15 protein-coding genes are annotated in these 13,472 nt (G+C 71.9%); 3 read left to right on the forward strand and 12 right to left on the reverse strand.

Annotated elements, in window-relative coordinates; genetic code table 11:
- Positions 1–130 precede the first annotated feature (130 nt).
- The 9 genes from AB0G01_RS28330 to AB0G01_RS28370 form a co-directional block, all read right to left on the reverse strand.
- On the reverse strand, positions 131–1,579 hold the full coding sequence (locus tag AB0G01_RS28330) for a pyridoxal phosphate-dependent aminotransferase (RefSeq protein ID WP_360951377.1): 1,449 nt from the start codon (positions 1,577–1,579) through the stop codon (positions 131–133).
- On the reverse strand, positions 1,576–1,860 hold the full coding sequence (locus AB0G01_RS28335) for a hypothetical protein (protein ID WP_360951380.1): 285 nt from the start codon (positions 1,858–1,860) through the stop codon (positions 1,576–1,578). The genes AB0G01_RS28330 and AB0G01_RS28335 overlap by 4 nt, the downstream gene beginning before the upstream one ends.
- A 186-nt stretch (positions 1,861–2,046) precedes the next feature.
- The gene (locus tag AB0G01_RS28340; RefSeq protein WP_360951383.1) at positions 2,047–2,904 is read right to left on the reverse strand and encodes a TauD/TfdA family dioxygenase; all 858 of its coding nucleotides are present in this window, start codon (positions 2,902–2,904) and stop codon (positions 2,047–2,049) included.
- An 18-nt stretch (positions 2,905–2,922) separates the two neighbouring features.
- Positions 2,923–3,690, reverse strand: a complete 768-nt coding sequence (locus AB0G01_RS28345; protein ID WP_360951386.1) for an ABC transporter ATP-binding protein — start codon at positions 3,688–3,690, stop codon at positions 2,923–2,925.
- Positions 3,683–4,699 (reverse strand): glycine betaine ABC transporter substrate-binding protein, encoded by a 1,017-nt coding sequence (locus tag AB0G01_RS28350; protein WP_360951389.1) that lies wholly within the window; start codon positions 4,697–4,699, stop codon positions 3,683–3,685. Before AB0G01_RS28350 ends, AB0G01_RS28345 begins: the two co-directional genes overlap by 8 nt.
- 23 nt (positions 4,700–4,722) lie before the next feature.
- Positions 4,723–5,484, reverse strand: a complete 762-nt coding sequence (locus AB0G01_RS28355; RefSeq protein ID WP_360951392.1) for an ABC transporter permease — start codon at positions 5,482–5,484, stop codon at positions 4,723–4,725.
- A 363-nt stretch (positions 5,485–5,847) separates the two neighbouring features.
- Positions 5,848–6,204 (reverse strand): STAS domain-containing protein, encoded by a 357-nt coding sequence (locus AB0G01_RS28360; RefSeq protein ID WP_360951395.1) that lies wholly within the window; start codon positions 6,202–6,204, stop codon positions 5,848–5,850.
- The gene (locus AB0G01_RS28365) at positions 6,201–7,451 is read right to left on the reverse strand and encodes a SpoIIE family protein phosphatase (RefSeq protein ID WP_360951398.1); all 1,251 of its coding nucleotides are present in this window, start codon (positions 7,449–7,451) and stop codon (positions 6,201–6,203) included. The genes AB0G01_RS28360 and AB0G01_RS28365 overlap by 4 nt, the downstream gene beginning before the upstream one ends.
- Positions 7,448–8,254, reverse strand: a complete 807-nt coding sequence (locus AB0G01_RS28370) for an alpha/beta hydrolase (RefSeq protein ID WP_360951625.1) — start codon at positions 8,252–8,254, stop codon at positions 7,448–7,450. Before AB0G01_RS28370 ends, AB0G01_RS28365 begins: the two co-directional genes overlap by 4 nt.
- A 556-nt stretch (positions 8,255–8,810) precedes the next feature.
- Here AB0G01_RS28370 and AB0G01_RS28375 point away from each other — a divergent pair.
- Positions 8,811–9,935, forward strand: a complete 1,125-nt coding sequence (locus AB0G01_RS28375; RefSeq protein ID WP_360951401.1) for a hypothetical protein — start codon at positions 8,811–8,813, stop codon at positions 9,933–9,935.
- A 62-nt stretch (positions 9,936–9,997) separates the two neighbouring features.
- On the opposite strand, the gene AB0G01_RS28380 is transcribed toward AB0G01_RS28375, so the two are convergent.
- On the reverse strand, positions 9,998–10,411 hold the full coding sequence (locus AB0G01_RS28380) for a peptidase inhibitor family I36 protein (protein ID WP_360951404.1): 414 nt from the start codon (positions 10,409–10,411) through the stop codon (positions 9,998–10,000).
- 232 nt (positions 10,412–10,643) lie between these two features.
- Here AB0G01_RS28380 and AB0G01_RS28385 point away from each other — a divergent pair, with 232 nt between their 5' ends.
- Together AB0G01_RS28385 and AB0G01_RS28390 are read left to right on the forward strand one after the other, a co-directional pair.
- Positions 10,644–10,784, forward strand: coding sequence for a hypothetical protein (locus AB0G01_RS28385; RefSeq protein WP_360951406.1), 141 nt, complete (start codon positions 10,644–10,646; stop codon positions 10,782–10,784).
- Between the two features lie 472 nt (positions 10,785–11,256).
- Positions 11,257–11,685 carry a hypothetical protein gene (locus tag AB0G01_RS28390; protein ID WP_360951409.1) on the forward strand — a complete coding sequence of 143 codons (429 nt, stop codon included), beginning with the start codon at positions 11,257–11,259 and terminating at the stop codon, positions 11,683–11,685.
- A gap of 52 nt (positions 11,686–11,737) precedes the next feature.
- Here the strand turns inward: AB0G01_RS28390 and AB0G01_RS28395 are convergent, their stop codons facing one another.
- Both AB0G01_RS28395 and AB0G01_RS28400 read right to left on the reverse strand, forming a co-directional pair.
- Positions 11,738–12,472, reverse strand: a complete 735-nt coding sequence (locus AB0G01_RS28395) for a hypothetical protein (RefSeq protein WP_360951412.1) — start codon at positions 12,470–12,472, stop codon at positions 11,738–11,740.
- Entirely contained in the window at positions 12,469–13,323 is an 855-nt protein-coding gene (locus AB0G01_RS28400; protein WP_360951415.1) for a hypothetical protein, read from the reverse strand. The genes AB0G01_RS28395 and AB0G01_RS28400 overlap by 4 nt, the downstream gene beginning before the upstream one ends.
- Positions 13,324–13,472: the final 149 nt, after the last annotated feature.

The raw sequence follows: 13,472 nt of genomic DNA on the forward strand, positions 1-13,472 counted from the left end.
CGACGGGCGCTGCCGAGGCGTCGACCGGGACCGGCGCACCGCTCGGACCGCCCGCCACGCGGCCCGGGGCTCGCGTGGCGGACGACCGTCCTTCCGCGACACCGCGACCGGCGAGCGGCCGGCGCGGACGTCAGGAGTCGAGCTTCCTCAGGGCGCGGCAGAGTCGTTCGACGGCGGGCTGGAGGGTGTCGAGGCGTGCGGCGGTGAAGCACAGGCGGTAGAAGCCCCGGGGGTCCATCTGGTACATGGTGGCACCGGTGAGGAGCTTGACCCCGGCCTCCTTCAGGATGTAGTGCGCCAGGCGCTGTTCCGGCTCGTCGGGGTCGTCGCCGAACAGGACCGTCTCCGGGCCCTCCGCCGGCGGCGCACCGGCCAGGAACTCGCGCAGGTCGAGCCAGAAGAACTGGGTGCTGTTCGTGCCCGGCGGCCGGAAGAACCTGATGCCGTGCTCCCCCAGCGTCGTGCTGACGGCGTCGAAGGACCGCTGGAGGCGGTGGGAGTACTCGGTGGTGAGTTCATCCCACGCCGCACCGCTCAGCGCGGTGATGGGGTCGATGTAGAACTGCTTGAGCGAGTCGAACTGGCTGAACCACGACAGCGGGCGGCGGCGTTCCCACGGGTCGGCGGCGTTCTCGGTCATGGCGTGCTGCACGGCGGGCGAGCCGGAGACGATGAACCCGGTGCGGAAGCCGGACAGGCCGAAGTCCTTGGCGAAGCCCCACACCACGTGGACGCGGTCCACGGCCCCGTGCTTCCCGGCCAGTCCCAACGCGCTGACGAACCGGTCGGAGGTGTGGCGCAACTGGGAGTGGCGGTAGATCTCGTCGGAGATGATGTGCATCTTCGGGGACTTGGCCAGCGCCCACTCGTAGATCGCGTCCAGCAGGCCCGGCGGGTAGTTGACGCCCAGCGGGTTGTGGGGGTTGGTGAGCACGAGCAGCCTCGGCGGCTGCGCACACCGCGCGTACGCCGCCTCCAGGTCGTCCACGGTCAGTTCGAAGGTGTCCTGCTCCGCCGCGTTGCCCTGCTTGTACGTGGGCACCGGCACGCACTTCAGGCCGGGGACCTCCTCGAACGACCAGTTGAAGCCCTGCCAGTACGGCGCGGGGATGAGCACGTTGCTGCCGCGCGGCACGGGACCGGCGTCGCCGCGCGGCACCGGCACCGCGCCGTCGACCGTCGGGTTCTGGAGGGCCAGCGCGATGATCTCCAGCGCCGAGGACACCCCGGCCGTGGCGAAGACGGTCTTCGGGTCGACGTGCGGCACGCCGAACGACTCCTCGAAGTGCCGGGCCATGGCGGTGGTGATCCGCTCGGTGTCCTGCGGCGAGACGTACCGGGTCGACCTCTCCGGCAGGGGGTGCGGGAGGGCCTTGAAGAGCTGTTCCGACAGCAGCGGGTACAGCAGGGCGTTCTCCGCGATCGACAGGTCGGTGATCTCCTCGGACCTGCCGCCGCGCCGGAGCAGGTCGCGGTAGGCGAGCCCGCGCTGTTCCTCGTCCGGGATGCGCGCGAGCCGGCGCAGGTCGTCCCGGTCCGGCGCGGCGACCTGTGCGGTCGGGTCGAGTTGGCGCGTCATGAGGGTCCTCCCGTGGTGGGTGCGTCCGGCTCGAACCCAAGTCGCCGGTCGCCTGGCCCGGCAACCGACTTCACCCCGTGGTGGAGGATGTCCGCCGCCTGGGTGACCACCCCCGGCCCCGGCCGGTCCCCGGTGTCTCGGGTGGACCGCGGCCCGGCGGTGGGCGGTTGCGCGTGCGGGTCGATCACGGCGTCGGCGGTCGGCGGGCTGCCGGCCATCAACGCGCCGAACAGGACCAGGACCTTGAGCGACGTCGTCAGACGACGCCTGGTGAGTGGCATGGGGCGCTCGCTTCCGGGCACGGGGACGTGCCCGGAGCGTGGCAGCCCGAGGGGTTCGGGGCGACGCGGACGACCGAGGTTCCCGCCGGGCGGTGGTGGTGCACCCGATCGAGGACCACGACCACCACCCACCGTGACCAGCCGCCACCGACCACGCGGTGTCCCGTCAACGGCCGAGTGGTCGGATCACCTGCCGGACAACGCCTGGACCCCGACCGGCACGTCTCCGCGCAGGGTGATCCGGTGCATCACGCGGCGTTGGTCGCCGTAGTCGTCCACCGCGTAGTGCGCCGTGCTCCGGTTGTCCCACACGACGACATCGCCCTGCCGCCAACGGTGCCGCACGGTGAACTCCGGCCTGCCGACCACGGCGAAGAAGACGTCCGGCAGCGCCCGGCTCTCCGCTTCCGACACGCCCAGCAGCCGCGTGGTGAAGCCGGGGTTGACGAACAGGCTGCGCCGGCCGGACTCGGGGTGCACCCGCACCACCGGGTGCTCGACCGGTTCCAGCGAGCGGACGCGCTCCCCTTCCCACGTGCTGCCCTCGCCGCCCAGGCGGTCGCGCAAGTACTCCTCGAAGTCCTCACGCCCGTCGTGCAGCGCGGTGAGCTTGTCGGCCAGCTCGCGCACCGGCTCGGACAGGGACAGGTAGGCCGCCTCCAGGTCGGTCCAGCACGTGTCGCCGCCGGTCGGCGGCAGCACCACCGCCCGCAGCACCGACCCGAGCGGCGGGCGGGACACGAACGTGACGTCGGTGTGCCACACCGGTGCCTTGCCGCCGTCGCCCGCGTCGAGCACGTAGATCTCGGGGTGGTCCGCGTCCAGGCCCGGCACGACGGGGTGCGCCGGCGTGAGCTCGCCCAGCGCGGCGGCGAACCGCCGGTGGGCGGTCGGCGTCAGCGCCTGGCCGGGGAACACCAGCACCTTGTGCTCGACCAGCGCCGCGCGCAGCGGTGCGCCCGCCTCGGCCGACCGCACGTCGTCGAGGTCGACCCCGGTCACCCGGGCACCGAGGACGGGCGTGAGCGGCTCGATGTGCGTCATGGTCCCCACTCCTCCTGGTCAGGCCGCCACGGCCCGGACCGCGCCCGCCACCTCGCCGCGCAGCGCGGCGAAGTCCGCCGACCCGCGCAACTCGTCGGCGGCGACCCCCGAGCGCGGCAGCGCGACGGGCAGGTCCAGCGCCACCCGACCGGGCCGGTCGGACAGCACGACCACGCGGCTGGCCAGGTACACGGCCTCGTCCACGCTGTGCGTCACGAACACCACGCCCCGCCCGCCGTCGGTCAGCGACCGCACGTCCTCCTGGAGCCGTTCGCGGGTCAGCGCGTCCAGCGCGGCGAAGGGCTCGTCCATGAGCAGCAGGCGGGGCCGCGCGGCGAGCGCCCGCGCGATCGCCACCCGCTGCTGCTGGCCGCCGGAGATCTCCCACGTGCGGCGCGGTCCCAGTCCGGCCAGGCCCACCTGGTCGAGCAGGTCGCGGGTCCGCTGGGGCCGGGTGGCGCGCGGGACGCCCGCCCAGCGCAACGCGGTGGCGATGTTGCCGCCCGCCGTCTGCCACGGGAACAGCCGGGGCTGCTGGAACACCGTGCCGACGTCGCGGCCCGGCACGGGCGTGCCGCCGAGCACCCGGACCTGGCCGGCGGTGGGGTGCTCGAACCCGCCGACGACCCGGAGCAGGGTGCTCTTGCCGGACCCGGAGGGCCCGACGACCACCAGGAACTCGCCGGGCTCGACGCGCAGGTCCAGCGGTCCGAGGGCGGGCACGTCCGCGCCCTTGGCCCGGTAGCGGTGCGCGACGTCGACCAGGTCGACCAACGGCTCACCCACGTGGTGCCCGCAGGGCCGCGCGGAACGCCGCCACGTCCGGCACCGAGTCGACCTTCTTCTGCCCGTGCAGGAACTGCGCCGTCGCCCGGAGCTGGTCGGCGAGCTCGCCCGGCGCGTCGGCCGTCCCGAAGTACCGCGACGTGCGCTGCTCGGCGTGGTCGGGGTAGATGTTCTGCTTGAGCTGCGAGAGCGCGTCGTCCACGCTCGCGCCGATCTGCCGCGCCACCGCCTCGGCGACCACCGCCGGTTCGCTCTTGATCTTCTTGATGGCGTCGTCGGTGGCGGCCAGCCACTGGTCCAGCACGTCGCCGTTCTGCTCGATGAACTCCTTGCGGGCCACGGTGAAGGTCAGCGTCGGTTTGCCGGCGGCGGCGAGCCGGGCGCTGTCGGTGAGCGTGGTGCCGTCCTTCTGCAACACGCCGAGCACCGGTGTCCACACGTACGCGCCGTCGATGTCGCCGCGCTGCCAGGCGGCCTGGATGTTCTGCGGTTCGAGGTCCACCAGCGTGACCGAGGCCGGGTCGACGCCGGCCCGCTCGAAGGCGGCCAGCAGGCTGTAGTGCGCGGTGGAGCCGAACGGCGCGGCGACCTTGCGGCCCACCAGTTGCCCGATGTCGGTGATGCCGCTGTCCTCGCGCACCACCAGCGCCTCGCTGTCACCGATCACGTTCAGCAGCTCGACGACCTGGTAGGGGATGGCCAGCGGCGGGCACAGGCCCGCCGCAGCCGGGCTGCTGCCGATGACCGCCAGGTCGATGGCACCGCCGAGGAACGCGGTGTTGATGCTCGCCCCGGAGTCGAACGGGGTCCAGGCGATCCGGTGCCCGGGAAGGGCTTTCTCCAGCACGCCCCGGTCCTTCACCAGCAGCGTGCTGTCGGCGAAGTTCTGGTAGGCGATGCGGACCTGCCGCCCGTCCTGGTCGGACGGCGAGGAGCCGCCCACCCCGCACGCGGCCAGCACCGGCGCGGCGGCGAGCAGGGACAGGACCGATCTGCGGGTGACGGACATCGTCGGGCTCCCGGTGTCGGCGCTCACGCCCGTCCCCGCCACGGCGAGACGGCGCGTTGCAGCGCGAGGATGGCGGTGTCGATGAGCAGCCCGGTCACGCCGATGACGACGAGACCGAGCAGGACGACCGAGGTCTGGTTGTAGCGCTGGGCGTTGAGGACCATGCCCCCGATGCCGTCCGCGCCGTTGACGGTCTCGGCGGCCACGACCGAGCTGTAGGCCACGCCCACGGCCAGCCGCACGCCGGTGAGGATCTCCGGTGCGGACGCGGGCAGCACGACCGTGCCGACGACGCCGAGCCGGCTCGCGCCCAGCGCGTGCGCGGCCTCCACGTACTGCCGGTTCACGCCGGTGACGGCCGCCGCCGTGGCCACCGCGACGGGCGGGAACGCCGCCACCACCAGCAGGTACACCCTGGGTTCCTCGTCGATGCCGAACCAGATGACCAGCAGGCTCAGGTAGGCCAGCGGCGGCAGCGCGCGCAGGAACGTCACGAACGGTTCGACCACCGCGCGGACCAGCGGGACCAGCCCCATGACCAGTCCCAGCACGACGCCGACCACGATCCCGTAGGCCGTCCCGTAGCCGACCCGGCGCAGGCTGACGCCCAGCCGTTCGACCACGGTGGACCCGGCGTACCCGCCCTGGCCGTTGCCGCTGTCGGAGGCGGCGAGCAACTGGTCCCACACCCGCACCGGGCCGGGCAGGACGGCGGGCGGCCAGAACTCGGCCAGCACCAGGAGTTCCCAGAGCGCGACCAGCGCCGCCACCGCCGCGACGCGCACCAGGACCGCGTGCGTGGCGGACAGCGCGACGCGTCACGGTTCCTTCTGCGCCATGGGAAACTCCGTGCCGAGCCGGGAATTCGGGTCGGCGGTGAATGTACAGAAGTACGCATCGCCCGATCCGGTTTCCCGCTTCGTGGACACCCAGCACGCAACCCCTTGCCCTGAAGGGGTTTTCGTGACATCAGCGCGTCGGCGTGTTCCCGGCTGGCGGAACGCGGCGTTCGGGCGGCGGCTCGGCTGGTGGCCGCGCAGAACGTGGCCCGGTCGCGTCGGCGGGCAGACTCTCTTGCCCCACAAGCGGGTCCGAGTGCCGAGCTATCGCACTTCCCGGTGCGGCGGGCGATCCGGGTCGCGCACCGCTCAGGGCCGGGGAACCCAGGACTCTTCGAGGCGGGCGAGGGTGGGGTAGATCGGGAAGACGGCGTCCAGCCCGGTGCGCGCCAGCATGCCCCTGAGCCCGCGCGGCACGGCGACCAGGGCCAGGGCGGCTTCGGCGGCCAGCGCGGTGCTGCGGGCGGTGATCAGCACCGAGATGCCGCTGGAGTCGCAGAAGTCCAGCCGGGTCAGGTCCAGGACCAGCCGCTGCCCCCGGTGCAGGGCGAGGCCGCCGATGGTGCGCAGCGCCCCCGGCGAGGTGACGGCGTCGAGGCGGCCGGCGAATTCGAGCACGGTGCCGCCGGTGATCGGCCGCGTGGTGACGGTGAGGTGGTCGGTCACGGTCGGGCGGTTCCGACGGGGAGGCTCAGCGCGAGCAGGGCGGTGTCGTCGTCGACGCCCTCGCCGAACCGCCGCAGCAGGCCGGTCACCGCCGCCACCGCGCCGGTGGCGGTGGTGGGGCCGACGGTGGCGAGGAATTCGAGCAGTTCCTCTTCGTTGTGGCGCACCCGGCCGCGGGTGCGGGCTTCGGTGAGCCCGTCGGTGTAGAGCATGATGGTGTCTCCTGGGCTCATGCGGACGCGGGTGCCGGCGAAGTGGGCGTCGGGCAGCGCCCCGACCAGTTGACCACCGGGGATGTCGACGAACTCGGCCCCGCCGTCGGCGCGCAGCAGCGCCGCGGGCGGGTGCCCGCCGGTGGCCATCTCGATGGCGCACCCGTCGGCGGTGGGGGTCAGCACGCCGTAGAGGACGGTGCAGAAGCGCGGGTCGGTGCCGTTGTACTCGTGGTGCAGCACCGTGTTGAGCACGCGCAGCACCGTGATCGGGTCCGGGTCGGACGCGGCGGCGGCGCGCAGGGTGTAGCGGGTCAGGGAGGTGATCGCGGCAGCGGGCGCGCCCTTGCCGGAGACGTCGCCGAGGAAGAACCCCCAGGTGCCGCCCGCCAGCGGGAACAGGTCGTAGAAGTCCCCGCCGACCTCGTCCGCCGAGGCCGGGTGGTAGTAGGCGGCGACGTCCATCCCCGGGACCGTCGACAGCCTCGGCGGGAGCAACGTGCGCTGGAGGGTGGTCGCGAGCTTCTGGACCCGCTCGCGATCCCGGTCGGCTTCCTGCCGCGCGCGCAGCAGCTCCCGCTCGTAGGCGCGGCGGTCGCGGGCGTCGAAGATCGTGGTGCGGACGAGCTGGGCCGTGCCGTCCGGGCCGGTCTTGACCACCGAGGTCACCATCACCGGCAGCCGGCTCCCGTCGGCCCTCCGCAGCTCCAGGGCCAGCCCGCCGATCGCGCCGTGCATGCCCAGCATGGGCGCGATGTGCGTCTCGTGGTAGATCCGACCGCCGACGGTCAGCAGGTCGACGAACCGCCGCCGCCCGACCAGGTCGTCGCGGTGGTGTCCCAGCCACCCGAGCAGCGTCGTGTTGATCTTGGCGATCGTGCCGTCCATCAACGTGGAGAGGTACCCGCACGGTGCGTGCTCGTAGAGGTCCTCGGCGCTGTCCTCCAGCAACGCGGAGAACGCCGGGTCCGAGGTGCCCGGCCGGGGCACCTCGTCGTCGCGGCCGGTCAAGTCGTCACCGGCTTCGCGCCTCACCGCACGCCTGTCTCCGCGAACGCGACTACCGCCGCGACCGTCGCCTCAGGCGCGCTGAGCTGCGGGCAGTGACCGGTGGCGTCCAACGTCACCAGCTCGCTGCCGCGAATCCGCTCGGTGACGAACCGGCCGACCGAGGGCGGCGCGATGGCGTCGTGGGCGCACTGGAGGACGAGCGTGGGCACCTCCACGTCGGCCAGGTCGTCCCGGTTGTCGGACAGGAACGTCACCTGCGCGAACGTCCGCGCGATCGCCGGGTCGGTGCGGCAGAAGCTCTCGGCGAGCTCCTCGCCGAGCTCGGGCCGGTCGGGGTTGCCCATGATCACCGGGGCCATGGTCGCCGACCAGCCCAGGTAGTTGCTGTCCAGGGAGTCCAGCAGCTCGTCGATGTCGGCGCGGCTGAACCCGCCCCGGTAGTCGCCGTCGTCCACGTAGCACGGTGACGGGGTCACCAGCACCAGCTTCGCGATCCGCGAGCGGTCGCGGTTCGCGGCCAGCACCGCGATCATCGCCGAGACCGAGTGCCCGACCAGGACCACGTCGCGCAGGTCCAGCTCGGCGCAGATGTCGAGGACGTCGAGCGCGTAGCCGTCCAGCGTGGAGTACCGCTCGGGCGACCAGGCCGACAGGTCCGACTTGCCGGCACCGACGTGGTCGAACAACACCACGCGAAAGCGCTCGGCCAGTGCCGGGACGACCAGCCGCCACAGGTTCTGGTCGCAGCCGAAACCGTGTGCGAGCAGCACGGTCGGCCCGTGCGGCTGCCCGACCACCACGACGTTGTTCCTGCTGCGCACGTCCACGCGGCTCATCCCGCTTCGTCCACTGCGGACGCGCGAACTCGTCGCACCGGGGCGACCGAACCACAACGACAATTCTTCACGGCTTGATACATCGCCCATCATGATAGTCGAATATCGGCCCAGGAGGAATCCGCCGACCACTTCCCGGGGATCTTCGGACCCCACCGCCGACGAGGGCGGGACGGCCGACCCGGCGTGCCGCGCGCCGTGCGTTCCGCCGAGGTCTGCGCAGGTGGAACCGCTTGCGCGACGGCCCTTGAGGGGTGCGGGCCGGTGGGTTCGCCTCGGCGGAATCGCCGTGGTGAACCGAGCTGGACACAACGGCCGGCGAGGACGAAAAAATCTCGTGAGCCTGGGCGCGACTTCGGAGTTTCCCCCGGAATCGCGGGAGTCGAGAAGTCGATCCCACCCCGCGCTCCCCCGGCTCCGACGCGGCGCTCCACCCACCCCCCGAACGGACCGGCAGTGGTTGAACCACTCGGCGGGACCGTCGGCCGCGTCGGTGTCGCTACGGTTTTCCGCAGGCCGACCCCACCGCTTGAGCGAGGGAGCACGGATGCGCTGGTTGTCGATTCCCACCGCGATCGCAACACTGGTCTTCATCACACCGGCCGCCCACGCGACGGCCTCGATCATCGAGCTGATGCCGGCGTACGGGTGGCCGGCCGCACAGGCGTCGGCGGTCAACGAGGCCGGGCTGGTGTCGGGCATGAGCGCATCGCCGAACCCGTTCCCGAGACCCAGTTCCAACACCGCCGTGCGCTGGGACGGCCCGGACCCAACCCCGCTGGGCAGCGGGAACGGCGTTGGCATCAACAGCCAGGGGGACGTGCTCGTCCACTGGGTGAGGAAGGTCGCCGGCCCGCTGATCAGCAGCATGGGCGTGTGGTCCAACGGCACGACCACCCGGCGGACCCCGCCCGAGAACGGCCTGGGCGTCGCGACGACGCGCGACATCAACGACGCGGGCGTGGTGCCGGTGGCCTACAACGGGCCCGGCTATGACGACTACTACCCCGACCACGCGGGCGCGTGGCGCAACGGGACCTTCGCCCAGTTGCCGCTCGGCGACACAGGCTCGCGCGTCGTCCACCGGCTGGTCAACAACCGGGGCACGACGGCGGGTGCGCGGCACACGGGAGAGGAGTCCTACGCGTTCCGCTGCTCCAGCACCCGCTGCACGCGCCTGCCCGGTATCGACGAGGCGTCGTTCTACTACCCCATGGCGCTCAACGAGTCGGACGCGGTGGCCGGTCACGCGTACGTCGCGGGGAAGTACCGGGCCGTGCTGTGGTCCGGCGACAGCGCGACCGCACTGCCCGGTGAGGATGCCCAGGTCTCCGACAACGTGCACGCGATCAACCGCCACGGCGACGTGGTGGGGTGGCTGAACCACAGCGGCACGCGCAAACCCGTGCTGTGGCGCGACGGCAAGGCGATCGACCTCGGCACGTCCGGTTTCGGAGAGGCGATCGCCGTCAACGACCGGGGTGACGTCGTGGGGTGGGACAACGGGAATGACGGGTTCCGGGTGTTCCTGTGGCGGGCGGGCACGTTGACCACCCTGCCCCAGCCCGAGGGCGTCCTCGTCAAGCCGGCCGGTCTGAGCAACAGCGGCTTCGCGATCGGCAACAGCATCGGGCTCCCGGACCCCCGCGCGTTCCGGTGGACGTTGTCGTGATTTGACCCGTCCGGCGTGCCGGGCGGTCCGCCGGTGGACCGCCCGGCACGCCGGGCCGCTGATCAGAGGCCGTGCGAGGCGTTGTTGTCGAAGGTGTTGACGAGGTCGCGCATGCTCCCGGAGCCGACGACGTCGAAGTCGCCGCTGTGGTTGGAGTTGAAGAAGACCCAGACGTGGTCGCCGCGCCGGTTCCACGCCGAGCGCGCGTTGTTCTTGACGCACAGGCCCTGCCCGTCGCCCGGCCCCTTGAAGTCGTAGCAGGAGGGCTGGGAGCTGCCGTAGTTCAGAACCGACGTGGTGAAGTCGGACACCGATCCGCGCAGCTCCGTGTAGTAGTACAGGCAGAACTCGCCGTCTTCGCAGACCCCGTTGCGCGGGGTGGCCGCCGTCGCGGCGGGGGTCGTCGACAGCACGAGCGCCGCCGCCGCGCAGAGGGCGGCCCCTGCCCGCGCGAGCCTTCTGCCGATGAGCTTCATCTCCGGTCCTTCCGTCGAGCTGGTCGGGCTGTCCCGACGACCCTGGTGGGCCGCCTGGTGCCATGATCGCCGACCCGCCGTGCGCACGGCTTGCCGCTTTTCCGCACCGCCCAGCTCAACCGGCTGTTCCCGGGGCCCGGGTACCGTCGCGCCGGGGGTCTGTCGTGGTCCTGCTGCCGGGCGAGGTGGCCGTGGAGGTCGACGGCCCGGTGGTGTCGGTGGACCGGCCATCGTGCGCCGTTCCGGCGGGTACGTGCTGGTCACCGACGCGACCGGGGTCGCGGTCGACCTGCACCGGTTCCAGGAGCCATGCGCACGCGGCAGGACCGGGACAACGACGTCCAGCGCGTACAACGGCAACTGGACGCACTGACGGGCGGTCGAGGCGCGCCGCCACCCCGGACCACATCGCCCACCTGCCCGAACCCGCACGACCCCCCGGTTGCTTCGAGTCCGAAGTGGACCGACCGCGATTGTCGACCTCCCCCTCAAAGGGCCGACCTTGCGGAGACGGGCCGGGACTGGTTCGACGGCTGAGCGCGCACACCGCAGTCGCGCGACCGTCGACCGAAGGACCCACGTCCACTGGAATCGTTGTCCGGTAGCCGATCAAGCCAAGTCCACAGTGGATCGTCCTGCTCCCGAGCGGTGGTTCGTGTTCACCCGGATGGGTCGATGCCGGCATCCACCGACAGTGGGACCATGGGGATGGACGGCGGGGGGCTCGTGTCGGCGGGGAGTGACGACACCGGGCCGGGCCGGCACCACGACGCCGACGACCACCGCCCGGCGGTCGCGCGCGGCAGCGCCGACCGTGTCCGCCGCACCGGCGACAAGGGGGAACCATGAGGAAGACGACGAAGATCACGGCGGTCCTGACGACCACCGCCGCGCTCACCCTGCTGCTCGCGGGGACGGCCACGGCTGCGGCAGCGCCTCCGTGGTTGAACGACCCGGCCACGTGCGCGAACCCGCTCACGGCGGTGCAGCAGACCGTCAGCGGCCGGCTCGTCCAGGTCCGCCACGGCAACTGCGGCGGCACGCAGTACGGCTGGGGCCGAATCCTCGACTACACCGGCCCCGAGCTCATCCGCTTCGAGGTCGACCTGACCGGTGACCGGATCGCGGACGACTTCTCCACCTACACCGCCGGGAGCCGCAACTACACGCAGGCGTACCCGACGAGCCCGAGCCCGAGCCGCGCCTTCCGCGCGTGCTACGTGGCCGCCCCGAACGGAACCTGCACCCCGGGCAACTCCACCCCCTGGTGGTGACCCGAACCGCGACCACGCGCCGAGCCGCAACAGCAGCGTCCTCGGCGTCGGCTCAACGGCCGTCGATCGGGCCGTCCCTCATCGGTCCTTCGGACGCGCTGCGCTGATCGGTCGTGTCGAAGTCGCGGGGTTCGCGGTCGTCGACGTCGCGGTCCCCTGACTCGGAATCACCGGAGGAGTCGCCGTCGGAGTCGGACTCGCTGGAGTCCGACTCGTCGGATTCCGAGCCGCCGGAGTCCGAGCCGCCGGCGTCCGGCTCGACCAGCAGCCCGCGCAGGTCCGTGTCCAGCCGTTCCAACAACGCTTCCTGTTCCGCCCGCTCGACGTGGTTCGCGTGGCACAGTTCCGCCAGGCTCGCCGCCTGCTCGCGCAAGGGGTGGTCGGTCAGGATCTCCCACGCGGTCACGAAGGTGCCCGTCCGCCCGTGACCGAAACCGCAGTAGACCAGGCTCGCGTTGCCCTCTTGGCCCGTGCGCTGGATGATCGTGGACGCGCGGACGACCTGCTCCCGGGTCGGGGCCGTGAAGTCCACCACCGGGAAGTGCTCGTACCGGATGCCGGAGTCCTGGAGCAGCTTGACGTTGTCCTCCGGCAGGGCCTCTTCGTTGGCGGACACGATGAGGCCGACCCCCTGGCCGCGCAGGAAGGCGATCTGGGCTTCGGTGAAGGCGTGCGGGGCGTCGCCGTCGCCCTGCGGGTCGTAACCGGGTTGCTGGCACCGGTACAGCACGCCCACCTCGACGGTTGCCCACTCGCGCAACGGCGGCCCGCCCTGTGCCTCGGTCACGGGTACAGGACCTTGGTCGTGGTCGCGGTCGCGGTGATCTCGTGGCTGTGGCTCTCGATCTCCAGCAGGAAGTCCGCGGTCTCCGCCCACACCCGCCGGAAGGTGGCGGTGATGGAGATGTCGATCACCAGGTGCTGCTCGCCGGTGAGCCGGGGCAGGGAGAAGACCGCCTGGGAGGCGATCGGCACGTTCGACACGCAGGTCCGGTTGACCGGGTGCACGAGGTCGATGTGCCCGATGCCGAACGTGGTGATGTCGTTGTGGATCAGGGACTTCCAGTCGTCGTACCGGCCGCCGCTGTGCGCGCGGAGGTCGTAGAAGTGCGCCGCCTCGGTGCCGGTGGACTGGTTGTCGACCTCGAAGTCCTGGATCTCCCGGGAGTAGGAGTTGCCCCACGAGATGCCCTCGTGGACGCCGGCGGACACCGAGCCGGTCGGCTCCTCGCCGAAGAAGCCGATGCTCGCCGCCTCGTCCGCGCCGAGGGAGTAGTCCACGTGGCTGGAGACCGTGCCCCGCTCGTGGGTCGTCTGCGGCGCGTTCTGCCGCAGCTCCAGCTTCTCGCCGTCCTGGGTGGTGGCGGTGACGAGGACCGCGATCCTCTCCAGGAAGTACCCCTGGTCCTGGTTGTTGTCCCAGGCCATGCCGGCGGGCTCCGGGTCGCCCACGCGCTTGGTGACGGCCGAGACGGTCGAGTCGCTCAGGTCGACGTAGACGACAGCCTGCTCGACGTCCGCGTTGATCTTCGCGGCGTGGATGTCGCCGCGCAGGACCACCTGGCCCGTCTGGTTGTCGGCCAGTTCGCACAGCCGTTCCTCTGCGACGACGAACCGGAAGTTCTCGTCCTGTGCCATGGGCGGTGCGGCTCCTCGAAGTCGGTCGGCGCGGCCGAGCGGCGGTGATCCACCAGGCCGCCACGACGCGGCTGACGATCATCATCAGTGACTCTTCGCCGCGCGGTCTCGCCGCGTTACCCCGACCGGGAATCCGTCCGCCGGCCGGT

The organism is Actinosynnema sp. NPDC023587, assembly GCF_040640215.1.
In the GTDB taxonomy this organism is placed as follows: domain Bacteria; phylum Actinomycetota; class Actinomycetes; order Mycobacteriales; family Pseudonocardiaceae; genus Actinosynnema.

Excerpts from the sequence above, each read along its gene's own strand:
- AB0G01_RS28330 (WP_360951377.1), bottom strand. The coding sequence starts at position 1,579 with ATGACGCGCCAACTCGACCCGACCGCACAGGTCGCCGCGCCGGACCGG.
- AB0G01_RS28335 (WP_360951380.1), bottom strand. The coding sequence starts at position 1,860 with ATGCCACTCACCAGGCGTCGTCTGACGACGTCGCTCAAGGTCCTGGTC.
- AB0G01_RS28340 (WP_360951383.1), bottom strand. The coding sequence starts at position 2,904 with ATGACGCACATCGAGCCGCTCACGCCCGTCCTCGGTGCCCGGGTGACC.
- AB0G01_RS28350 (WP_360951389.1), bottom strand. The coding sequence starts at position 4,699 with ATGTCCGTCACCCGCAGATCGGTCCTGTCCCTGCTCGCCGCCGCGCCG.
- AB0G01_RS28375 (WP_360951401.1), top strand. The coding sequence starts at position 8,811 with ATGCGCTGGTTGTCGATTCCCACCGCGATCGCAACACTGGTCTTCATC.
- AB0G01_RS28380 (WP_360951404.1), bottom strand. The coding sequence starts at position 10,411 with ATGAAGCTCATCGGCAGAAGGCTCGCGCGGGCAGGGGCCGCCCTCTGC.
- AB0G01_RS28390 (WP_360951409.1), top strand. The coding sequence starts at position 11,257 with ATGAGGAAGACGACGAAGATCACGGCGGTCCTGACGACCACCGCCGCG.
- AB0G01_RS28400 (WP_360951415.1), bottom strand. The coding sequence starts at position 13,323 with ATGGCACAGGACGAGAACTTCCGGTTCGTCGTCGCAGAGGAACGGCTG.